This window comes from Frigidibacter sp. MR17.14 (assembly GCF_037095735.1).
In the GTDB taxonomy this organism is placed as follows: Bacteria; Pseudomonadota; Alphaproteobacteria; order Rhodobacterales; family Rhodobacteraceae; genus Frigidibacter.
This window is the reverse complement of the sequence record NZ_JBAWKD010000001.1, coordinates 1-20,518: the sequence shown is the minus strand read 5'-3', so window position 1 is coordinate 20,518 and position 20,518 is coordinate 1. Positions and strand designations below refer to the sequence as shown.

At 69.1% G+C, this 20,518-nt stretch carries 20 protein-coding genes, 1 tRNA gene and 2 riboswitches; of the genes, 16 read left to right on the top strand and 5 right to left on the bottom strand.

From position 1 onward, the window contains the following. Positions 1-154 precede the first annotated feature (154 nt). The 14 genes from V8J36_RS00105 to parA all read left to right on the top strand — a co-directional run bounded on the left by V8J36_RS00105 (position 155) and on the right by parA (position 14,825). Entirely contained in the window at positions 155-1,036 is an 882-nt protein-coding gene (locus tag V8J36_RS00105) for a branched-chain amino acid ABC transporter permease (protein WP_336465215.1), read from the top strand. Continuing rightward, the gene (locus tag V8J36_RS00100) at positions 1,033-1,965 is read left to right on the top strand and encodes a branched-chain amino acid ABC transporter permease (protein ID WP_336465214.1); all 933 of its coding nucleotides are present in this window, start codon (positions 1,033-1,035) and stop codon (positions 1,963-1,965) included. Before V8J36_RS00105 ends, V8J36_RS00100 begins: the two co-directional genes overlap by 4 nt. After that, the gene (locus V8J36_RS00095) at positions 1,962-2,678 is read left to right on the top strand and encodes an ABC transporter ATP-binding protein (protein ID WP_336466158.1); all 717 of its coding nucleotides are present in this window, start codon (positions 1,962-1,964) and stop codon (positions 2,676-2,678) included. Before V8J36_RS00100 ends, V8J36_RS00095 begins: the two co-directional genes overlap by 4 nt. Then, positions 2,675-3,379 carry an ABC transporter ATP-binding protein gene (locus V8J36_RS00090; protein ID WP_336465213.1) on the top strand — a complete coding sequence of 235 codons (705 nt, stop codon included), beginning with the start codon at positions 2,675-2,677 and terminating at the stop codon, positions 3,377-3,379. The genes V8J36_RS00095 and V8J36_RS00090 overlap by 4 nt, the downstream gene beginning before the upstream one ends. Before the next feature lie 84 nt (positions 3,380-3,463). Next, positions 3,464-3,566: riboswitch (glycine riboswitch) on the top strand. A 5-nt stretch (positions 3,567-3,571) separates the two neighbouring features. Then, positions 3,572-3,635, top strand: a riboswitch (glycine riboswitch). A gap of 76 nt (positions 3,636-3,711) precedes the next feature. After that, on the top strand, positions 3,712-4,845 hold the full coding sequence (gene gcvT, locus V8J36_RS00085; protein WP_336465212.1) for a glycine cleavage system aminomethyltransferase GcvT: 1,134 nt from the start codon (positions 3,712-3,714) through the stop codon (positions 4,843-4,845). Positions 4,846-4,873: 28 nt separating this feature from the next. Continuing rightward, positions 4,874-5,236, top strand: a complete 363-nt coding sequence (gene gcvH, locus V8J36_RS00080; protein WP_336466157.1) for a glycine cleavage system protein GcvH — start codon at positions 4,874-4,876, stop codon at positions 5,234-5,236. Positions 5,237-5,311: 75 nt separating this feature from the next. Further along, the gene (gcvP, locus tag V8J36_RS00075) at positions 5,312-8,152 is read left to right on the top strand and encodes an aminomethyl-transferring glycine dehydrogenase (RefSeq protein ID WP_336465211.1); all 2,841 of its coding nucleotides are present in this window, start codon (positions 5,312-5,314) and stop codon (positions 8,150-8,152) included. Positions 8,153-8,336: 184 nt separating this feature from the next. Beyond that, on the top strand, positions 8,337-8,795 hold the full coding sequence (trxC, locus tag V8J36_RS00070; RefSeq protein ID WP_336465210.1) for a thioredoxin TrxC: 459 nt from the start codon (positions 8,337-8,339) through the stop codon (positions 8,793-8,795). 90 nt (positions 8,796-8,885) lie between these two features. Then, positions 8,886-8,961 (top strand) — tRNA-Ala (locus V8J36_RS00065). Between the two features lie 316 nt (positions 8,962-9,277). Beyond that, positions 9,278-10,927: a glucan biosynthesis protein gene (locus tag V8J36_RS00060; RefSeq protein WP_336465209.1), complete on the top strand. Its 1,650-nt coding sequence runs from the start codon at positions 9,278-9,280 to the stop codon at positions 10,925-10,927. Further along, positions 10,924-11,100: a hypothetical protein gene (locus V8J36_RS00055; RefSeq protein WP_336465208.1), complete on the top strand. Its 177-nt coding sequence runs from the start codon at positions 10,924-10,926 to the stop codon at positions 11,098-11,100. The genes V8J36_RS00060 and V8J36_RS00055 overlap by 4 nt, the downstream gene beginning before the upstream one ends. A 3-nt stretch (positions 11,101-11,103) precedes the next feature. After that, positions 11,104-12,924 (top strand): glucans biosynthesis glucosyltransferase MdoH, encoded by a 1,821-nt coding sequence (gene mdoH, locus V8J36_RS00050; protein WP_336465207.1) that lies wholly within the window; start codon positions 11,104-11,106, stop codon positions 12,922-12,924. Continuing rightward, positions 12,917-14,137 carry an OpgC family protein gene (locus V8J36_RS00045; RefSeq protein ID WP_336465206.1) on the top strand — a complete coding sequence of 407 codons (1,221 nt, stop codon included), beginning with the start codon at positions 12,917-12,919 and terminating at the stop codon, positions 14,135-14,137. The genes mdoH and V8J36_RS00045 overlap by 8 nt, the downstream gene beginning before the upstream one ends. A gap of 58 nt (positions 14,138-14,195) precedes the next feature. After that, entirely contained in the window at positions 14,196-14,825 is a 630-nt protein-coding gene (gene parA, locus V8J36_RS00040) for a ParA family partition ATPase (protein ID WP_336465205.1), read from the top strand. A 48-nt stretch (positions 14,826-14,873) separates the two neighbouring features. Here the strand turns inward: parA and V8J36_RS00035 are convergent, their stop codons facing one another. Further along, positions 14,874-15,167: a hypothetical protein gene (locus V8J36_RS00035; RefSeq protein WP_336465204.1), complete on the bottom strand. Its 294-nt coding sequence runs from the start codon at positions 15,165-15,167 to the stop codon at positions 14,874-14,876. Positions 15,168-15,258: 91 nt separating this feature from the next. Here V8J36_RS00035 and V8J36_RS00030 point away from each other — a divergent pair, with 91 nt between their 5' ends. Then, a complete protein-coding gene (locus V8J36_RS00030; RefSeq protein WP_336465203.1) occupies positions 15,259-15,531 on the top strand; it encodes a GlsB/YeaQ/YmgE family stress response membrane protein in 273 nt (90 codons plus the stop codon). 15 nt (positions 15,532-15,546) lie between these two features. Here the strand turns inward: V8J36_RS00030 and V8J36_RS00025 are convergent, their stop codons facing one another. The 4 genes from V8J36_RS00025 to uvrB form a co-directional block, all read right to left on the bottom strand. Further along, complete coding sequence (locus V8J36_RS00025) at positions 15,547-15,936, bottom strand: hypothetical protein (protein ID WP_336465202.1); 390 nt, start codon at positions 15,934-15,936, stop codon at positions 15,547-15,549. A 75-nt stretch (positions 15,937-16,011) separates the two neighbouring features. Beyond that, the gene (locus tag V8J36_RS00020; RefSeq protein ID WP_336465201.1) at positions 16,012-16,758 is read right to left on the bottom strand and encodes a hypothetical protein; all 747 of its coding nucleotides are present in this window, start codon (positions 16,756-16,758) and stop codon (positions 16,012-16,014) included. A 60-nt stretch (positions 16,759-16,818) separates the two neighbouring features. Then, positions 16,819-17,298: a VPLPA-CTERM sorting domain-containing protein gene (locus tag V8J36_RS00015; protein WP_336465200.1), complete on the bottom strand. Its 480-nt coding sequence runs from the start codon at positions 17,296-17,298 to the stop codon at positions 16,819-16,821. Positions 17,299-17,606: 308 nt separating this feature from the next. After that, positions 17,607-19,790, bottom strand: a complete 2,184-nt coding sequence (gene uvrB / locus V8J36_RS00010; RefSeq protein WP_336465199.1) for an excinuclease ABC subunit UvrB — start codon at positions 19,788-19,790, stop codon at positions 17,607-17,609. Positions 19,791-19,970: 180 nt separating this feature from the next. On the opposite strand from uvrB, the gene V8J36_RS00005 reads away from it, so the two are divergent. Further along, entirely contained in the window at positions 19,971-20,282 is a 312-nt protein-coding gene (locus V8J36_RS00005) for an ETC complex I subunit (RefSeq protein WP_336465198.1), read from the top strand. Positions 20,283-20,518: the final 236 nt, after the last annotated feature.

Genomic DNA, 20,518 nt, shown 5'->3' with positions numbered 1-20,518 from the left:
AAACCCCCGCTCCGCCCTTGCCGTATGGGNCCCCCCCCCCCCCCCCCCCCCCCCCCCCCCCCCCCCCCCCCCCCCCCCCCCCCCCCCCCCCCCCCCCCCCCCCCCCCCCCCCCCCCCCCCCCCCCCTCCGCCCTTGCCGTATGGGAACTGACGCTTGGGTTTCGGAGCCTTCTTCCTTCTCGCCTCGCTCGAGGGCCTTGTTTCCGCCGCGGTGCTCGCGCTGACGGCGGCCGGTCTCAGCCTCGTCTTCGGGGTGATGCGCGTGGTCAATGTCGCCCATGGCGAGTTCTTCATGCTGGGCGCGGTGCTCGCCTCGTTCGTGACGTCGTTCCTGCCCGGCCCGCCGGCGCTGGGTTTCCTCGCGGCCCTGGTGATCGCGCCCTGCCTCGTCGCCACCATCGCCGCCCTGTCGGACCGGCTGATCCTGAAGCGGCTGAACTACGACCCGGATGCGACGATCGTCGCCACCATCGGGTTGCTCTACATCTTCCAGCAGGCCGCGCTCAGCTTCTACGGGCCCGAGGCGCGCCCGGTGCCGGCACCCTTCTCGATCCGGGTGCAGCTGCCGTGGTTCGGCTATTCCGGCTACAAGCTCGCGGTGATCGCCGCGGCGGTGGTGGTGCTGGCCGGGCTCTGGCTGTTCCTGACCCGCACCCGGGCCGGCCTCGTGATGCGCGCTACCCAGATCGACCGCGAGACCGCGACCGCCTTCGGCATCGACACCGGCCGCGTCTATGCCGGGGTCTTCGCGCTGGGGGCCGGTCTGGCGGCGCTGGCCGCGGTGCTGATCGTGCCGATCCAGCAGGCCCATTACCTGATGGGCCACGACCCGCTGCTCTTGTCGTTCATCACCGTCATCATCGGCGGACTCGGCAGCTTGCGCGGCACGCTGGTCGCGGCGCTGGTGATCGGGCTGTCGGACGGGATCATCTCGGTCTTCTTCTCGCCGACGCTGGCCAAGATCATTGCCACGCTGCTGGTGGCACTGGTGCTGGTGTTCCGCCCGCAGGGCCTGTTCGGGGGCGCGAAGACATGAGGGACTTCGCGCTTCCCGCCGCCCTGATCGCGGTGCTCTGGGCCGCGACGATGGTGCTGCCGGCCTATCACGAGGGCAACCTCGCCCGGATCATGCTGCTCGCGACCTACGCGATGGGCTACAACATCGCCTTCGGCTACACCGGGCTTCTCAGCCTCGGCCACGCGCTGTTCTTCGGGGCGGGCATGTATGCCGCGGGCCTTGCGGCCGAATACGGCGGGGTCCCCGCCGGGCCGGGGCTGGCGCTGGGGCTTCTGGGCGGCGGCGCGATGGCGCTGGCGGTGGGACTGCTGGCGCTGCGCACCACCGGGGTCAGCTTCCTGATCGTGACGATGATGTTCGCGCAGGCCGGCTACCTGACGATCCTCTACTACACCCCCGTCACCCGCGGCGAAGAGGGCATCGTGCTTGCATCGGCCCTGCGCCGGATCGGGCCGCTCGACCTCTCGGCCGACGACACCCGCTATCTTGTGGCGCTGGCGATCTTTGCGGCAGGCCTTGTCGTACAGGCGGCGCTGGTGCGTTCGCGCTTCGGGCGGGTCATGGTCGCGATGCGCGAGAACGAGGAACGCTCGCGGATGCTCGGCTACAGCCCGTACCGGGTGAAGCTGATCGCGCTGGTGATCTCGGGCCTCTATGCGGGGCTCGCCGGGGCGGCCTACGGGCTGCTTTTCGGCTACGTGGGCGCGGGCTTCGCGGCGATCCAGAATTCGATCGCGCCGCTCCTTTGGGTGCTGTTGGGCGGGGCCGGCACCGTGCTCGGGCCGTTCCTCGGCACGGCCGCGATGTTCTACCTGACCGACCTTGCTTCCACGATTACGACCGCGACGCTGATGGTCACCGGGGTGGCCCTGCTGATCCTTGTGCTTTTCGCACCGAAAGGCGTGCTCGGCACGATCCGCGACAGGTGGGCGCCATGGCTGCCATGACCTCTTCCGTGATCCTCTCGGCCCGCGGCCTCACCCGGCATTTCGGCGGCCTGAAGGCGGTCGACGGCGTCGATTTCGATCTCGCGCAGGGCGAGATCCACGCGCTGATCGGCCCGAACGGCGCCGGCAAGACCACCTTCGTCAGTTTGCTGTCCGGGCGGATCCCGGTGCAGTCTGGCACAATCACCCTCGACGGCGCCGACATCACCCGCAAGCCCGCCCACGCCCGGGTCCGCGCCGGCATCGCCTATACCTTCCAGATCACCTCGATCTATGCGCGCCTGCCGGTCTTCGACAACGTGGCGCTGGCCGTGCAGTCGCGCCACCGCGGCGACCCCGGCCCGCGCGCCCGCGCCGCCCTCGCGCGCGTGGGGCTCGAGACGCGCGGGGCCCAGCAGGCGGGCACGCTCAGCTACGGCCACCAGCGGCTTCTGGAGGTGGCGATGGGCCTCGCGCTCGAGCCCAAGGTGCTGATCCTCGACGAGCCCACGCAGGGCCTGGCCGACAGCGAGATCGAAACCTTCAAGGCGCTCGTCCGCTCGGTCGCGCCCGAAACCACGGTGCTTCTGATCGAGCACAACATGGACGTCGTCATGGACCTCGCGCAGCGGATCACCGTGCTGAACTTCGGCCAGCGCCTCGCGATCGGGACGCCGGACCAGATCCGCGCCGATCCGCAGGTGCAGAGCGCCTATTTGGGGGACACGGTATGACCGCCGCCCTGACGATCCGCGGCCTCAGCGCCGGCTACGGCCCGGTCACCGTCCTCTACGGCCTCGATTTCGAGGCCCGCGCCGGCGAGGTCACCTGCCTGATGGGCCGCAACGGCGCCGGCAAGTCGACGCTGATGAAGGCGATCATGGGCCTTGTCCCCGCGCGCGAAGGGCAGGTGCTGCTGGCCGGCCAGCCGGTGCAGGACCTGCCCGCGCATCAGGTCCCGCGCCACGGCATCGCCTATGTCCCGCAGGGGCGGCGGCTCTTCGGCGACATGACCGTGGCCGAGAACATCGAGGTCGGGCTGATGACCCGGGGCAGGGGGGCCGCGGTGCGCGAGCGGGTGCTCGACCTCTTCCCGCGGCTGCGCGAGCGGCTGGGGCAGGTCTCGCGCACCCTCTCGGGGGGCGAGCAGCAGATGCTGGCGCTGGCCCGCGCGCTCTGCCTCGAACCCGCGGTGCTGCTGCTGGACGAGCCGACCGAGGGGCTGCAACCCTCGATGATCCGGCTGATCCGCGACACGGTGGTGGCGCTGAAGGCGACCGGCGTCGCGACGGTTCTGGTCGAGCAGCGGGTGGATGCGGTTCTGGCGATGGCCGACCGCGTGTCCTTCATGGACCACGGCCGCATCGCCGCCACGGTCGAGGCCGCGGGGCTGACGCGGGATGCCGCGGAATTCCGCATCCATGTCGGTGTCTGAGCGCGGATCTGTCGCTTTTCGCGCGTGATGCGTCGAGTTCATCATTTCGCTGGACAGCGCCCCCGCGGCGCGGCTATCCGATCCGCGACAGGATCGGGAGAATCCGGCGGCGCGCGCGAGCGGGCCAAAGGTGCCGAAGGAGCAACCGCCCCGGTAAACTCTCAGGCGCAAGGGACCGTCCTGTCAGGAAGACTCTGGAGAGAGGCGCCGAGAGGCGTCCGCCGAAGGGATAACGATCTCAGGCGAAGGGACAGAGGGGGCATCAAAGGACGGGACAATTCCGTCCGGAAGATGCCGGGGCTTTCGCCGGCGTGACAGGAAAGGGTTTGGCGATGGCCGAAACCGACATGCTCCGCCGTACGGGGCTGCACGCGCTGCATCTGCGGCTTGGCGCGAAGATGGTGCCGTTCGCGGGCTACGACATGCCCGTGCAATACCCGATGGGCGTGCTGAAAGAGCATCTGCACACCCGCGCCGAGGCCGGGCTGTTCGACGTGGGCCACATGGGGCAGGTGATCGTCACCGCCCGCTCCGGCGACAACCGCGACGCCGCCCTGGCATTGGAACGGCTGATCCCCGTCGACATCGCCGGCCTCGCCGAGGGCCGCCAGCGCTACGGCTTCCTGACCACGCCCGAGGGCGGCATCATCGACGACCTGATGATCGCCAACCGGGGCGACCATTTCTTCATCGTCGTGAACGCGGCCTGCAAGGAGGGTGATCTTCAGGTCCTCAAGGCCGGCCTGCCCGAGTGCGACGTGGCCGAGGTGCCGGGCCGCGGCCTGATCGCGCTGCAGGGCCCGAAGGCCGAGGCCGCGCTGGCCCGCCTTGTCCCCGATGCCGCCGATTTCGCCTTCATGGACGTGGGCATCCGCAACTGGCAGGGTGTCGAGCTCTGGATCTCGCGCTCGGGCTACACCGGCGAGGACGGCTACGAGATCTCGGTCCCCGACGGCTTCGTCGAGCCCTTCGCCGAGCGTCTGCTGGAGATGCCCGAGGTCGCCCCGATCGGCCTCGGCGCCCGCGACAGCCTGCGGCTCGAGGCCGGGCTCTGCCTGTACGGCCATGACATCGACACCACCACGACCCCGGTCGAGGGCGCGCTGACCTGGGCGATCCAGAAGGTCCGCCGCACCGGCGGCGCCCGCGCCGGCGGCTTCCCCGGCGCCGAACGCATCCTGTCCGAGCTGGCCGAGGGTTCGGTTCGAAAACGTATGGGACTGCGCCCCGAAGGCCGGGCGCCGATGCGCGAAGGTGTTGAAATCTTCGCATCGGCCGAGGGCGGCGAACCGATCGGCCGGGTGACCTCGGGCGGCTTCGGCCCCTCGATCGAGGCGCCGATGGCCATGGCCTATCTGCCCGCCGGCACCGCGCCCGGCACCACCGTCTATGGCGAGCTCCGCGGCAAGCGGCTGCCCGCCACCGTCACCGCGATGCCGTTCCGGCCCGCGACCTACAAACGCTGACCCCTCCCGCACAGGACCCTGCATCATGCTGAAATTCACCGAAGACCACGAATGGCTCCGCGTCGAGGAAGACGGCACCGTCACCGTCGGCATCACCGAGCATGCCTCGGAACAGCTCGGCGACGTGGTCTTCGTCGAACTGCCCGAGATCGAGACCCAATGCGCCAAGGGTGACGAGGTCGTGGTGATCGAAAGCGTCAAGGCCGCCTCGGACATCCTCGCCCCGGTCGATGGCGAGATCGTCGCGGTCAACGAGACGCTGGCCGACAACCCCGGCCTCGTGAACGAGGACCCGCTGGGCGCCGCCTGGTTCTTCAAGCTGAAGATCGACGATCTCTCGGTCCTCGACGGCTTCATGTCGGAAGACGACTACAAGGACATGATCGGCTGAGGCCGCGCCCCGCCTGCGCGGCCGTGCCGCGCGGGCCTTCCCCCGATTGCGCGGGCTTCCCGCAGGATTGACGCCATGAGCTATACCCCGACCGCCTACGATCCCTACGATTTCGCCAACCGCCGCCATATCGGCCCTTCGCCCGCCGAGATGGCCGAGATGCTGAAGGCCGTGGGCTGCGAGACGCTCGACCAGCTGATTGCCGAGACGGTCCCGGGCTCGATCCGGCAGGGCACCGCGCTGGACTGGGCGCCGCTGGCCGAGCATGAGCTGCTGGCGAGGATGCGCGAGGTCGCGGCGAAGAACAAGGTGATGACCAGCCTGATCGGGCAGGGCTATTACGGCACCGTCACCCCGCCGGCGATCCAGCGCAACATCCTGGAAAATCCCGCTTGGTACACGGCTTACACCCCCTACCAGCCCGAGATCGCGCAGGGCCGGCTGGAGGCGCTGCTGAACTACCAGACCATGGTCGCCGACCTGACCGGTCTGCCGGTGGCGAATGCCTCGCTGCTGGACGAGGCGACCGCGGCGGCCGAGGCGATGGCCATGGCCGAGCGCGTCGCCAAGTCGAAGGCGCGCGGCTTCTTCATCGACGCCGGCTGCCATCCGCAGACCATCGAGGTGATCCGCACCCGCGCCCTGCCGCTGGGGATCGAATGCTTCGTCGGCCCGGTGGAAGAGCTTGACCCGTCGAAGGTCTTCGGCGCGATCTTCCAATACCCCGGCACCCACGGCGAAGTCCGCGATTTCTCGATGGAAATCGACGCGCTGCACGGCGCCAAGGCCATTGCCATCGTCGCGACCGACCTTCTGGCGCTGTGCCTGCTGAAGGAGCCGGGCGCGATGGGCGCCGACATCGCGGTCGGGTCCTCGCAGCGCTTCGGCGTGCCGATGGGCTATGGCGGGCCGCATGCCGCCTTCTTCTCGTGCCGCGACGAATACAAGCGCTCGATGCCGGGCCGGATCGTCGGCGTCTCGGTCGATGCCAAGGGCAACAAGGCCTACCGGCTGGCGCTGCAGACCCGCGAGCAGCACATCCGCCGCGAGAAGGCCACCTCGAACGTCTGCACCGCGCAGGCGCTGCTGGCGGTCATGGCCTCGTTCTACGCGGTGTTCCACGGGCCGAAGGGCATCCGCGCGATTGCCGAGAAAGTGCATTTCAACACCGTCCGGCTGGCCAATGCGCTGAAGGCGGCGGGCGCGAAAGTGCAACCCGCGGCCTTCTTCGACACGATCACCGTCGAGGTCGGCGTGGGGCAGGCGGGCATCCTTGCCGCCGCCGAGCAGCGCGGCATCAACCTTCGCAAGGTCGGCCGCGACCGCGTCGGGATCAGCCTTGACGAGACGACCGACGCCAGCGTGATCACCCGGCTGCTGGACGCCTTCGGCATCACCGACCCGGTGGGGGCCGAGACGGAACTGGGCTTCCCCGAGGCGCTGCTGCGCGAGACGGGCTACCTCGATCACCCGATCTTCGGGATGAACCGGGCCGAGTCCGAGATGATGCGCTACATGCGCCGCCTGTCGGACCGCGATCTGGCGCTCGACCGGGCAATGATCCCGCTCGGTTCCTGCACGATGAAGCTGAACGCCGCCGCCGAGATGATGCCGATCACCTGGCCCGAATTCGGCAGCCTGCATCCCTTCGCCCCCGCGCATCAGGCTGCGGGCTATGCCGAGGCGATCGCCGACCTGTCGGAAAAGCTTTGCGAGATCACGGGTTACGACGCCTTCTCGATGCAGCCGAACTCGGGCGCGCAGGGGGAATATGCGGGGCTTCTGACCATCGCCGCCTATCACCGCGCGAATGGCGAGGGCGACCGCGACATCTGCATCATCCCGGTCTCGGCCCATGGCACCAACCCGGCCTCGGCGCAGATGGCGGGGATGAAGGTGGTGGTCGTGAAGGCCGCGCCGAACGGCGACATCGACATCGAGGACTTCCGCGAGAAGGCCGCGGCGGCGGGGCGCAAGCTGTCCTGCGTGATGATCACCTATCCCTCGACCCACGGGGTCTTCGAGGAGACGGTCCGCGAAGTCTGTGAAATCGCTCACAAACACGGTGGTCAGGTCTATATCGACGGCGCGAACATGAACGCGATGGTGGGGCTGGTGAAGCCCGGCGCCATCGGCGGGGATGTCAGCCACCTGAACCTGCACAAGACCTTCGCCATTCCGCATGGCGGCGGCGGTCCGGGCATGGGGCCGATCGGGGTGAAGGCCCATCTCGCGCCCCATCTGCCGGGGCATCCGGAGACTGGTGGAAGCGAGGGGCCGGTGAGCGCGGCGCCCTTCGGATCGGCCTCTATCCTGCTGATTTCATGGGCCTATTGCCTGATGATGGGCGGCGAGGGGCTGACGCAGGCGACCAAGGTCGCGATCCTGAACGCGAACTACATCGCCTCGCGGCTGAAGCCCGCCTATCCGGTGCTGTTCATGGGCAACCGTGGCCGGGTCGCGCATGAGTGCATCCTTGACACCCGCGGCTTCGCCGATGTGGGCGTGACCGTGGATGATCTGGCCAAGCGCCTGATCGACAACGGTTTCCACGCGCCGACGATGAGCTTCCCGGTGGCCGGCACGCTGATGATCGAGCCCACGGAATCCGAGACCAAGGCCGAGATCGACCGCTTCATCGCGGCGATGCTGGCGATCCGCGAGGAGATCGCGGCGGTCGAACGCGGCGAGCTGACCGCCGAGCAGAGCCCGCTGCGCTTCGCCCCGCATACGGTCGAGGATCTGGTCGCCGACTGGGACCGCGTCTACACCCGTGAGCAGGGCTGCTTCCCCGCCGGCAGCTTCCGCGTCGACAAGTACTGGCCGCCGGTCGGGCGGGTCGACAACGTCTGGGGCGACCGCAACCTGATGTGCATCTGCCCGCCGCTGTCGGAATACGCGGAAGCCGCTGAATAAGCTGCGAAAACGGGGGGTGACATCCGTGCACCCCCTGTACACCCCCCCGTACACCCCCCGCGCGCGGTGCGCCAAGCCTTGAGAAGGGTGCATGACCCCCTTGCACGCCCCGCGCCTTGTCGCGGGGCGTTGGCGTTGCGATATGCCGCAACGTCATAGCCCGACGGGGCGATGGGAGGGGACGATGCCGGACAGCCTGAAGATCACCTGCCTCGACTGCGGTCAGGCGAACCGCGTGCCCGCCGACCGGCTGGGTGCCGGGCCGAAATGCGGCACCTGCGGGGCCGGGCTGGTGACCGGCAAGGTCGCGGCCATCGACGCCGCGACCCATGCCAAGGCGAAGGGCGACGACCTGCCTCTGGTCGTCGATTACTGGGCCGCCTGGTGCGGGCCCTGCCGGGCGATGGCGCCCGAATTCGCCCGCGCGGCCGAGGCGCTGAAGGGGCGGGTGCGATTCGCGAAACTCGACACCGAGGCCGAGCCAAAGGTCAGCCAACAGCTTGGAATCCGCGGCATTCCGCTGCTGATCCTGTGGCGGGGCGGGCGCGAGGTCGCGCGCGCGGCCGGCCAGCGCCCCGCCGCCCAGATCGCCCAGTTCCTGCAGGACAGCCTTGGGGCGGGGCAGGGGGCGGGACGCCGCTGATGCAGGCGGAGACGGGCCGAAAAAACTTTCGCCAGCCGGGGGCGGGTTCCTTGACAGTCCGCGGGAAAGGGGGCAAATACCCGCCCCGTGGGGGCAGTAGCTCAGTTGGGAGAGCGCGTCGTTCGCAATGACGAGGTCAGGGGTTCGATCCCCCTCTGCTCCACCAGATCTCCTAGGCAATCAGAAGATGAACATCCGGAACGCGCGAGTTCCGTTGCATTTTTGTGTGGTCCGGCAAGGTTTTGCGCATCGCGGCAACTTGTGCTGCACCTGCAATCTGCGCTGATGTAAATGGAGCCCGAGGCGTATGCTCGGGCGGCGCGATTCGGCTCTGGCCGGAGGGTTGCGCGAGGACATACGAGGGAGGCTTCCGGTTCCGTCGCCGGGTGTCGCCAGACCACCACGACCCCGACGGCACGACCCGATTGCTGCCCGGCGCGGCCCGCGCCAAGAGATCCTAGAAGACTGAACGGCCCCAAGACATGACCCGCGTTTCTGCCCTGTCGCTGATCGCCCCGAGCCGCCGCGCCCTTCTTGGGCAGGCGACCGCCGCGCTCGCCCTTTGTGCGGGTGGCCGCGCCTTCGCGCAGGACCAGCAGGCGCAGCCCGCGCAGGCCCCGGCCCCGGCAGAGCAGGCGCCCGCCGCCGCACCCGCCCCGGCCGAACCGCCGCCGCCGCCCTTCTCGTTCGACATCCTGACCGAGCAGATGCGCCAGAAGGCGATGGGCGGCGACGAGACGCCGGCGCCGCTGGAGGGCTTCCTGGCCGACCTCGGCTATGACCGCTATCGCCAGATCAACTTCCGCGCCGACCGCGCCCGCTGGGACGTGGACGGCAGCCTGTTCCGCGTGCAGGCCTTCCACCTTGGCTGGCTGTTCAAAGAGCCGGTGCATGTCTACGAGGTGGCCGAGGGCGTCGCGCGCGAGTTCGTCTTCTCGACCGACGATTTCGACTATCGCGGCGACCTTGCGCAATCGGTGCCGCAGCACTTCAACCTGCCGGGCGTGGCGGGCTTCCGTCTGCACTACGCGCTGAACCGCGCCGATGTGCTGGACGAGCTGGTGGCCTTCGTTGGTGCCAGCTATTTCCGCGGCCTCGGGCGCGGCACCAACTATGGCCTGTCGGCCCGCGGCCTTGCGATCAACACCGGCCTGCCGGGCGGCGAGGAATTCCCGCGCTTCACCGCCTTCTATCTGGAACGGCCGGTGATGAACGCGAAGTCGGTCGTGGTCTATGCCGAGCTGGAGAGCCCGTCCTGCACCGGCGCCTACCGGTTCGAGATCTTCCCGGGCAACGACACCCGCATGGAAGTGACCGCGCGGCTGTTCTTCCGCGCCGAGGTCCAGCAACTGGGCATCGCGCCGCTGACGTCGATGTTCCTGTTCGCCGCCGCGAACCGCGAGAGCTTCACCGACTATCGTCCGCGCGTGCATGACAGCGACGGGCTGCGCATGGTGCGCCCGGATGGCGACGTGCTGTGGCGTGCGCTGAACAACCCGCCGCGGCTGTCGACCTCGGTCTTCGGCGAGCAGAACCTGCGCAGCTTCGGGCTGTACCAGCGCGAGCGGAACTTCGACAGCTACCAGGATGCCGAGGCGCATTACGAGACGCGCCCCTCGCTGGCGGTCGAACCGCTGGGCGACTGGGGCAAGGGTTCCGTCCGTCTGGTCGAGATCCCCTCGGATCTGGAAGTGAACGACAATATCGTGGCGTTCTGGGCGGTTGACGGGGTGATCCCGGCCGGTCAGTCGCGGGAATTCCGCTACCGGATGCATTGGGGCGCGCTGCCGCCGCAGGGCGATGGCGATCTCGCCTGGGTGTCGGATACGCGTGCAGGACATGCCGGGGTTGCAGGGGCCGATGCGGAACCCAACACCCGAAAGTTCGTTATTGATTTCGAAGGCGGGGTGCTCGGAGAGCTGCCCCCCGATGCGGAATTGTCCCCGGTCGTGAATGTCGGTGGCGGCGAGGTGATCCACCAGTCGTTGTCGAAGATCGAGGGCAAGAAGATCTGGCGGCTGGTCGCGGATGTGCGCGGCCGTCAGGGCGGCGTGACCGAGCTGGTCGCGCATATCGCCGGCTACGACCGCAAACTGACTGAAAACTGGCTCTATCAGTGGGTGCAGGAATGACCGTTGAAGGTGACATTGTGAAGTCCGAAGCCGATCTCGTGGGGGAGAGCCTGTTCGCTCTGCCCGCAGCGCCGATGGTGATGCCGCGGCAGGTGCTGGAGCGTCAGCACACGCTGGTGGCGCGCCTGGCGGGCCTGTTCGGTGGTGCGCGGGTCGGCAAGGCCGGGAACTGACACTTGACGCCGAGACGGGTGAGCCTGGCCGTCACGCAGACGGTCCGGACGGTTGCGCTGCTGCTGTCGGTGGGCATCGGCCTGTCGGCCGGCGCCCTGTTCCTTCAATACGGGGCCGGTGACGGGCTTCAGTCGATGGACTGGATCCGGTCCGCCCTGATCATCCTGTCGACCTTCTGGCTGGCCTGGGGCGCGATCCAAGGCCTGATCGGCCTTGCCTTCCTGCGCACGCCGGCCGAGCAGCCGGCGTGGATGCGCGGCGAAGGCCCGGCGGTGCAGGGGATGACCGCGATCCTCGTCCCCGTCTACAACGAAGAGCCGATGACGGTCTTCGCCCGCGTCGCGGCGATGGACGCGTCGCTGGCGGCGCTGGGCGTGCAGGACAGGTTCCACTTCGCGGTGCTGTCGGACACCCGCAAGGAGGACGTGGCCGCGCAGGAGCGCGCCTGGTTCCTGCGGCTGGTGAAGGAGCGCGGCGCCGAGGGACGGATGTTCTACCGCCGCCGCGCCTCGAACCCCGGCAAGAAGGCCGGCAACATCGAGGACTTCTTCCAGCGCTCGGGTGGGGCCTATGATTACGCCCTGATCCTTGACGCCGACAGCCTGATGGAAGGCGCGACGATCCTCGAGATGGCGCGCCGGGTCGAGGCCGATCCGCGGATGGGCCTGCTGCAGTCGCTGCCCAAGGTGATCGAGGCGGAAAGCCGCTTCGGCCGGGCCATGCAGTTTTCGGCCTCGTTCTTCTCGCCGGCCTTCGCGCAGGGGCTTGGCGTGATGCAGGGCCGCACGGGTCCGTTCTGGGGCCACAACGCGATGGTGCGGGTGCGCGCCTTCGTCGAAAGCTGCGGGCTGCCGGTGCTGGCGGGCGAGCCGCCCTTCGGCGGCCACATCCTGAGCCACGACTATGTCGAGGCGGCGCTGTTGGCCCGCGCCGGCTGGACGGTACGGCTGGACGAGGATCTGGAAGGCTCGTTCGAGGAAGGCCCCGAGAACATCGTCGATCATGCGAAACGCGACCGCCGCTGGTGCCAGGGCAACCTGCAGCATTCGCGGCTGGTGATGGCGCCGGGGCTGAAACCCTGGAGCCGGTTCGTCTTCATCCAGGGCATCCTCGCCTATATTGCGCCGCTGTTCTGGCTGGGCTTCATCGCCGCCTCGATCGCGGCGATCGTGCTGGCGCCGCGGCCCGACTACTTCCCGAACCCCTATGACCAGCTGTTCCCGATCTTCCCGCACAATGACGCGGCGAAGGCGGTGGAACTGGCGATCGGCATCTTCGGGCTGCTGTTCCTGCCCAAGCTGATGATCGGCATCCAGGCCGGGCAAAGCGGGCGGGCGCGCGGCTTCGGCGGCGGGGCGACGGCGCTGCGCTCGACCATCGTCGAGCTGCTGTTCTCCAGCGTGATCGCGCCGGTGATGCTGATGTTCCAGACCCGCTCGGTCATGCAGGTGCTGTTCGGGCTCGACTCGGGCTGGCCCACGAACAACCGCGGCGACGGCACGCTGGGCATCCAAGAGGCCTGGGCCGCCAGCAAGTGGATCGCCTTCACCGGTCTTGCCGGGCTGATCTTCGTCTGGTGGCTGACGCCGCCGCTGGTCGCCTGGCTGCTGCCGGTGGGGCTGCCGATGCTGTTCGCGCCGCAGATCATCTCTTGGTCGTCGAAAAAGTCGGGCGAGCCCGCCTTCGGTGCCTACAAGCTGTTCACCGTGCCGACCGAGATCGCGCCGAGCCCGGTGATCCTGGCCTGGAAGCATGTCATCGCCAGCTGGAGCGAGCCGCAGGCCCCGGTCCCGGTCGCAGAGCCCGTGCTGGCCCATGCCTGAGCAAAGCCCCGCGTCGCAGCCGGGACGGGTTGCGGCGCGGGCGACCCCCGCGCCGTCGCGGCGCGATCCGCGGCTGGACGTGCTGCGCGGCCTCGCGCTGGTGATGATCTTCATCAACCATGTGCCCGGCAATGCCTACGAGGCGCTGACCAACCGCAACTTCGGCTTTTCGGACGCGGCAGAGGGCTTCGTCTTCATGTCGGGGATCGCGGCGGCGCTGGCCTATGGGCCGCGCTTTGCCGCGGGCTTCACCTGGGAGGCGGTCAAGCGGCCCTGGCGCCGGGCCTGGACGCTGTATCTGGTGCATCTGGCCTGCACGGTGATCGCGCTTGGCATCTCGGCCGCGGGGGCGCTGTGGCTGGGGACCGACCGGCTGATCGCGGAAAACAACGTGGCGCCGGTGATCGAGGACCCGCTGAGGGCCTGGATCGGGCTGGCGACGCTGTCGCATCAGCTGGGCTACATGAACATCCTGCCGATCTATGCGGTGCTGCTGATGCTGACGCCGGCGCTGCTTTACGTCGGGCGACGGGCGCCGGTGGGGCTGCTGGTGCTGTCGGTGGCGGTCTGGCTGGTGGCGGGGATGAACCGCTGGGCGATGCCGACCTGGCCCACCGAGTCGATCTGGTTCTTCAACCCGCCCTCTTGGCAGCTTCTGTTCACGCTGGGCCTGCTGACCGGACTTGCCGCCCGCGACGGCCGCGCCTTCGTGCGCGCGACGCGGGCCCGGGTGATCGCGGCCGCGGCGGTGGTGGTCTTCATCCTGGTCTGGGCGAAATGGCCGGCCTTGGGCGAATATCTGAATTCCATCATGTTCGCGATCCGCGACAGCCGCGCACCGACCTTCCTGTTCGATTATGACAAGACCTTCGTGTCCGGCCCGCGGCTGCTGCACTTCCTGGCGCTGGCCTATCTGCTGGCCAGCCTGCCCATCGTCACCCGCGCCTGCGCCAGCCGCTGGGCGGGGCCGTTCCAGACGCTGGGCCGCCACGGTCTGGTAATCTTCGCGCTGGGCACCATCCTGGCCTTCGCCGGGCAGGTGGTGAAGGAGCGGGCGCGGATGATCGGGATCGACGGGCTCGACCTCGACACCGCCGTGGTCGTCGCCGGGCTGGGGATCCAGTACCTGGTGGCGCGGATCAAGGAGAGCTCGGCCAGCCGCCGTCGGGCGGCGCGGGCCCGCGAAAGCCTGCTCGCCCACGCGAATCGCTGACGTTCCGGTTGAAACCTGCCTAGGCTGCAGCGCAGCAAGCGCGGTACGGAGGGGGCGCATGGCCGGAAAGGTGATTGCGGTCGCCCAGCAGAAGGGCGGCAGCGGGAAGACCACGATCGCGGTGAACCTCGCGGTGGCCTTCGTGCGGGCGGGGCGGAAGGTGGCGGTGCTGGACACCGATCCGCAGGGCAGCCTCGGGCGCTGGTTCATGACGCGACGCGAACGGCTGGGGGATGCGGGGCTGGAATTCTCGACCTCTTCGGCCTGGGGCGTGGCCTATGAATGCGAGAAGCTGAAGCGCGACGTGGATTACGTGATCATCGACACGCCGCCGAAGGTGGATGCCGATCTGCGCCCGGCGCTGCGCGAGGCGGATCTGGTGCTGATCCCGGTGGCGTCGAGCCACGTCGATCTCTGGGCGACCGAGGGGGTGCTGGATCTGGCCGGGCGCGAGGGCAAGCGCGCGACGGTCGTCCTCAATCGCGCCAAGGCCGGCACCCGGCTGGCGGAAGAGGTGGCGCTGGCAGCGCGGGATCTGTCGGCCGAGCTGGCCGACACGCGGCTGGCCTACCGGGTCGCCTATGCCGAAAGCCTGGGCGAGGGGCTGGGCGTGCAGGAGGTGGGCCGGCGCGGCCCGGCCGCCGACGAGGTCGAGGCGCTGGCGGCCGAGGTGGCGGCGCTTCTGTAGCGCCGCCCTTTCTGCGTTGGGGCCGGCTTGCCCGCGCTCACTCTGCGCTCATTCTGTGGGCGGGAAGGGCGCGGTCAGCTCGGCGGCCTTCGTCTGCTTGTCGAAGACGCAGATCATCCTGTCGCTGCCCTGTGGCGTGGTCAGGGTGACCAGCGCCGCGCCGTAGCTGGCCGAGCCGAAGGGATTGACCTCGACCGCAACCTCGCCCGGGTCGGTGACGAGGGCGGCGCAGGTCTTTTCGACCTCGTCGCGGAACTCGTCCCATGCCGCGTCGCTTGAGGCGAGCGCGGGTCCCGCGATGAGCGCGAGGGCCGGCAGGGCAAGCAGGGTGCGGATCGTCATCGGGTTCCTCCTCGGTCTTTCGGGGCCGCAGGGGAGCATGGGCGGACCGGGGGCGCCAGTGGGGCGCCGTGCACGAATGAGCGAGGTTGGTATGGACGGCGGAGTTCTTCAGGCTTTCGGCTGGACGGTCTTCGGGCTGCTGGCGGTGATCGGGCTGCTGGCGGGCTGGTTCGCGAGCCTGGTGACCGGCGGGTCGCGGGCGAAGTTCATGGCCCTGGGCGTGGTGGGGGCGGTGGTGCTGCCGGTGATCCTGGCGCTGGCCGGAGTGACGGTGGTGGCGGCGGCCGGGGTGGTGGCGATCGTGGTCGCGGCACTGGTCGGCGCGGCGGTGCTGCTGGCGCTGGGGGCGCTGATCTTCCGCTGAGCGCGCGCGCGCCGGTCACGCCGGGGGCGTGGCCCCTTCCTGCGTCTTGGCTTCCGGTGCCGTGAGGCCGGCCCCGGCGCCGGCGCGGCGGGCGGCGTCCAGCGCGGCCGCGAAGGCCTCGGCGCGGCGGCGGGAGGCGTCGGGCTCCTCGAGCGTGCCGGGCGGCAGGCTGTCGGCGAAGCTGCGGAATTCGGCCACGGTGAGGTGACCGTCACCGTCGGCATCGGTCGCCGCGAAATCCTGCAGTAGGCGCTCTGCCATCGGGATGGCCCCGGCCTCGGGCCGCGACAGGCGGCCGTCGCGGTCGGCGTCGTCGCGGGCCATCAGGCGGGCGGTGAAGCCGGCGCTGTCGGCGCGGCCGAGGGGCTGGGCTTTAGGGAGGGGCAGGGCGCTGTGCAGGATCATCCCGTGATCTCCGGCAGGGGGTTCGGGCAGGGGTTTCGGCCAGTCTCGCGCGGCGGGGTTAGCGAAGCGTTGCGCCTAGAACTCGATCCAGAGGCCGATCTTCAGCGCGGTTTCGCCCTCGCCCTCGAGCGGGGTGATGAGGCCGATCTCGGCCTTCAGCGGGCCGGGCAGGTCCTGCACGAGGCTGGCGGCAAGCCGGGCGTTCAGCGGCGTGGCCGAGCTGTCGTCAAGCTGCAGCTGCGCGATCCACAGCCGCCGTCCGCCGGCGGTGGCGATGCCGAAGGTGACGTCGGTCTTCATCGCGGTGACCAGCGTGACGGGGGTGATCATCTGCTGCATCGAGGCGCTTTGCGAGATCACCACCGGCTCGCCTTCGCCGGGCAGCAGGCGGATCTTGCTGTCGACGGCCAGCCAGCCGGGCCCGAGGCCGGTGTCGAAGCCCATGCCCCAGGACCCCGCGCCCTGCATCATCGGCGTGCTGCGCCCCTCGCTGCGGCTGGCGCCGATGCCGAGCGAGGCGGTGAAGCGGTGACGCCCGGTCTGCGGCCCGAGCGCGCTTTGCAGGAACAGGATCGCGATCCCGTCGCCGCTGTCCGAGCGGCCGGCGTCGAGGCCGAGCGTGAGCCCCTCGGTCAGCCCGTATTCCGCGTAGAGGCTGGTCCAGTCGCCGAGCGACGAGCGTTCCTGCCCGAAGGACAGGAAGGTGGCCCCCTTGTCGCGGGGCCAGGGCCCGGCGGCGGCCGGGTCTGCCGCGAGAAGCGCGAACGGCAGGGCACAGAGCCCCGCCGCCCGCAGGCGGATGCGCGCCGGTCGTGACGTCATGGCTGGTCCTTCCCCCGTTGCCCTGACGCTCAGCCTGACGCGAAGTCGTTAATCACTCGTTTACGATGATTTCGGCCCCGGCAAGGAGTTCGCCTGCCGGCGCAGGCGCAGCGCGCCGAGGGCCCCGAGCCCGGCCGCCAGCAGCGGCAGCCCCGCCGGCAGCGGCACCGGGGCGATCGGCGGTTCGGGGATGAAGGTGGTGCGGGTGGCAGCCTGCCAGTCGTCGGTCGGCGCATAGCCGTTGCCGCCGACGAAATCGACGGTGGCATAGGCGGCGCCGGTATCGTCGACGATGCCGAAGAAGCCGAAGGCCGCGGCCGAGACGACCGAGGTGATCAGGTCGCCGCCGGCAGTGTAGAAGCTGAGCCTGAGCGTGTCGTCGCCGCCGACGTTGAACATGCCGAGGCCGAAGATGTAGTCACCCGCCGCGATCGGGCGCACGGTGATCGGGCCGCGCGCGGGCAGGCTGTCATCGGCATCGTTGAGCAGGTTGTGGGGCCCCGAGCGGACGACGCCACCGGTCGAGGCGTAGGGCTGCACCGTCGGCTGGGTGCCGTCGTCGAGCGGGTCGAAGGCCAGGCCCAGCGCGGGCAGGCTGAAGACCTCGGTCGTGGCGGTGATGGGGTCGAAATCCTCGAAGCCGTAGACACCGCCCGGCGCGACCCGCCACGCGGCTTCGTCGGTGAAGGTCTGGGGGATGGCAAAGCTGGGCGAGGCCGCCAGTGGGCGCGCGCCCGTGGTCGGAACGCGCGATACATCCTGTTCCCCCGGTGCAACGGGTCGAAAAAACTCTGTCGGACGTTCGGCGCGGATCGCCCGCGGGCTATGGCGCGGCGGTGCGGCGGGCCTCAGCCGCGCCCGCGCCGTTTCACGCCGCCGCGCTGGCCGGGCCGGCCGGCGGTCGAGCGGCCGCTGGATTTCACCGCCGCCTCGGCCGCTTCTTCGATCGCCGACTGCCGCGCCATCGGGTCGTCGGACACGGCCAGTTCCACCGCTTCCAGCCGCTTGACCTCGTCGCGCAGGCGCGCGGCCTCTTCAAATTCGAGGTTTTCGGCCGCCTTGCGCATCTGCACCCGCAGACCGTCGAGATGGGCGGCAAGGTTCGCGCCGACCATCGGCTTGTCGACCTTGGTGGTGATCCGGCTCTGGTCGGTGTCGCCCTGCCAGAGGCCGGCCAGCACGTCCTCGACGTTCTTCTTCACCGTGGCGGGGGTGATGCCGTGTTCGAGGTTGTAGGCCTGCTGCTTTTCGCGCCGCCGGTCGGTTTCGCGCATCGCGCGTTCCATCGAGCCGGTGATGCGGTCGGCATACATGATCACCCTACCTTCCGCGTTGCGCGCCGCGCGGCCGATGGTCTGGATCAGCGAGGTTTCCGAGCGCAGGAAGCCCTCCTTGTCGGCGTCGAGGATCGCCACCAGCCCGCATTCGGGGATGTCGAGGCCCTCGCGCAGCAGGTTGATGCCCACCAGCACGTCGAAGGCGCCAAGGCGCAGGTCGCGCAGGATCTCGATCCGTTCGATCGTGTCGATGTCGGAATGCATGTAGCGCACCCGCACGCCCTGTTCGTGCAGGTATTCGGTCAGATCCTCGGCCATGCGCTTGGTCAGCACGGTGCAGAGCACGCGCATGCCGTTCAGCGCGACCTTGCGGATCTCGTCCAGAAGGTCGTCGACCTGCATCGAAACCGGGCGGATCTCGACCACCGGGTCCAGCAGGCCGGTGGGGCGGATCACCTGTTCGGTGAAGACGCCGCCGGTCTGTTCCAGCTCCCACGCGGCGGGGGTGGCCGAGACGAAGACCGACTGCGGGCGCATCGCGTCCCATTCCTCGAACTTCAGGGGGCGGTTGTCCATGCAGGACGGCAGGCGGAAGCCGTGTTCGGCCAGCGTGAATTTCCGCCGGTAGTCGCCCCGGTACATGCCGCCGATCTGGGGGACCGAGACGTGGGATTCGTCGGCGAAGACGATGGCGGTGTCGGGGATGAATTCGAAGAGGGTGGGCGGCGGCTCGCCTGGCGCGCGGCCGGTGAGGTAGCGCGAATAGTTCTCGATCCCGTTGCAGACGCCGGTGGCCTCGAGCATCTCGAGGTCGAAGTTGGTGCGCTGTTCGAGCCGCTGGGCTTCCAGCAGCTTGCCTTCGTCGTTGAGCTGCTTGAGGCGGTCGAAGAGCTCTTTCTTGATGCCCTTGATCGCCTGCTGCATCGTCGGGCGCGGCGTGACGTAGTGGCTGTTGGCGTAGATCCGGATCTGCTTGAAGCTGTCGGTCTTGGCGCCGGTCAGGGGATCGAACTCGGTGATCCCCTCGAGCTCTTCCCCGAAGAACGAGAACCGCCAGGCGCGGTCCTCGAGGTGGGCGGGCCAGAGCTCGACCACGTCGCCGCGCACCCGGAAGCTGCCGCGCACGAAGGCCGCGTCGAGGCGCTTGTAGGCCTGGGCGATCAGTTCGGCGATGAACTTGCGCTGGTCGTAGAGCCCGCCCACCGTCATGTCCTGGGTCATGGCCGAGTAGGTCTCGACCGAGCCGATGCCGTAGATGCACGAGACCGAGGCGACGATCACCACGTCGTCGCGTTCCAGAAGCGCCCGGGTGGCCGAGTGGCGCATCCGGTCGATCTGCTCGTTGATCTGGCTTTCCTTTTCTATGTAGGTGTCCGAGCGCGGGACATAGGCCTCGGGCTGGTAGTAGTCGTAGTAGCTGACGAAATACTCGACGGCGTTGTCGGGGAAGAAGCCCTTGAACTCGCCGTAAAGCTGGGCGGCGAGCGTCTTGTTCGGGGCGAGGATGATCGCCGGGCGCTGGGTTTCCTCGATGATCTTGGCCATGGTGAAGGTCTTGCCGGTGCCGGTGGCGCCGAGCAGCACCTGGTCGCGCTCGCCGGCCGTGACCCCGGCCGCCAGTTCGGCGATGGCGCGGGGCTGGTCGCCGGCGGGCTGGAAGGCGGTCTGCATGCGGAAGGCGCGCCCGCCCTCGAGCTTGGGCCGGGTCAGCACCTCGGGGCGGAACATCGGCATGTTCGAGTTGTTGTGGGGCATCGGGCACCTTCGGCGGCGGAGGGGCGGGCAGGGCGGTCGGGCAGGCGACCGTTGCCTAAATTGATCTTATTTTGTTCCGGTTCAAGCCCCGTCCCGGGGCCCGGCGAGGCCCGGAGGGGCTTGCGTGCGGGGCAATCATTTTCGATAAGGGGCCAACGCTCTGAACTCGGTGAGGATTCCATGCGCGCCCGGATCTACCAGCCTGCCAAGACCGCGATGCAATCGGGCGTCGCCCGCACCAAGGGCTGGGTGCTGGAATTCGCGCAAGGTTCGGCGCGCGAGATCGACCCGCTGATGGGCTGGACCTCGAGCGACGACACCCAGACCCAGGTGCGCCTGAAGTTCGAGACCCGCGAGGCGGCCGAGGACTATGCGCGCGAGCACGGGATCGAGGTCGTGGTGCAGGAGCCGAACCTGCGCAAGGCCAACGTCCGCGCCCGCGGCTACGGCGAGAACTTCGCGACCGACCGCCGCGGCGCCTGGACGCACTGAGGCTTGTAGTTCGGGGCAAAGTTGGTGCCGGCTGCGGCATGTTGTGACCCTGCTGGGGGCATAGTTTGCGCAAGTGATTGATGACGCAAGGGCAGCCTGTGGGCTGCCTTTTCGTTTGCGTGATCGCATCATGACGGCGTTGTTGCTCTAATCGGCTGAAGGCCGATCTGTCCCTTTCCCGCTCGGTCTTCAGCTCACGGCAGTGATCTCGGCGGTGCCGAGGGTGTTGTATCTGT

What these genes read in the sequence shown, in the direction of transcription:
- V8J36_RS00100 (WP_336465214.1), top strand. Translation starts at nt 1,033, where the DNA reads ATGAGGGACTTCGCGCTTCCCGCCGCCCTGATCGCGGTGCTCTGGGCC.
- V8J36_RS00095 (WP_336466158.1), top strand. Translation starts at nt 1,962, where the DNA reads ATGACCTCTTCCGTGATCCTCTCGGCCCGCGGCCTCACCCGGCATTTC.
- V8J36_RS00090 (WP_336465213.1), top strand. Translation starts at nt 2,675, where the DNA reads ATGACCGCCGCCCTGACGATCCGCGGCCTCAGCGCCGGCTACGGCCCG.
- gcvT (WP_336465212.1), top strand. Translation starts at nt 3,712, where the DNA reads ATGGCCGAAACCGACATGCTCCGCCGTACGGGGCTGCACGCGCTGCAT.
- gcvP (WP_336465211.1), top strand. Translation starts at nt 5,312, where the DNA reads ATGAGCTATACCCCGACCGCCTACGATCCCTACGATTTCGCCAACCGC.
- trxC (WP_336465210.1), top strand. Translation starts at nt 8,337, where the DNA reads ATGCCGGACAGCCTGAAGATCACCTGCCTCGACTGCGGTCAGGCGAAC.
- V8J36_RS00060 (WP_336465209.1), top strand. Translation starts at nt 9,278, where the DNA reads ATGACCCGCGTTTCTGCCCTGTCGCTGATCGCCCCGAGCCGCCGCGCC.
- V8J36_RS00055 (WP_336465208.1), top strand. Translation starts at nt 10,924, where the DNA reads ATGACCGTTGAAGGTGACATTGTGAAGTCCGAAGCCGATCTCGTGGGG.
- V8J36_RS00045 (WP_336465206.1), top strand. Translation starts at nt 12,917, where the DNA reads ATGCCTGAGCAAAGCCCCGCGTCGCAGCCGGGACGGGTTGCGGCGCGG.
- parA (WP_336465205.1), top strand. Translation starts at nt 14,196, where the DNA reads ATGGCCGGAAAGGTGATTGCGGTCGCCCAGCAGAAGGGCGGCAGCGGG.
- V8J36_RS00035 (WP_336465204.1), bottom strand. Translation starts at nt 15,167, where the DNA reads ATGACGATCCGCACCCTGCTTGCCCTGCCGGCCCTCGCGCTCATCGCG.
- V8J36_RS00030 (WP_336465203.1), top strand. Translation starts at nt 15,259, where the DNA reads ATGGACGGCGGAGTTCTTCAGGCTTTCGGCTGGACGGTCTTCGGGCTG.
- V8J36_RS00025 (WP_336465202.1), bottom strand. Translation starts at nt 15,936, where the DNA reads ATGATCCTGCACAGCGCCCTGCCCCTCCCTAAAGCCCAGCCCCTCGGC.
- V8J36_RS00020 (WP_336465201.1), bottom strand. Translation starts at nt 16,758, where the DNA reads ATGACGTCACGACCGGCGCGCATCCGCCTGCGGGCGGCGGGGCTCTGT.
- uvrB (WP_336465199.1), bottom strand. Translation starts at nt 19,790, where the DNA reads ATGCCCCACAACAACTCGAACATGCCGATGTTCCGCCCCGAGGTGCTG.
- V8J36_RS00005 (WP_336465198.1), top strand. Translation starts at nt 19,971, where the DNA reads ATGCGCGCCCGGATCTACCAGCCTGCCAAGACCGCGATGCAATCGGGC.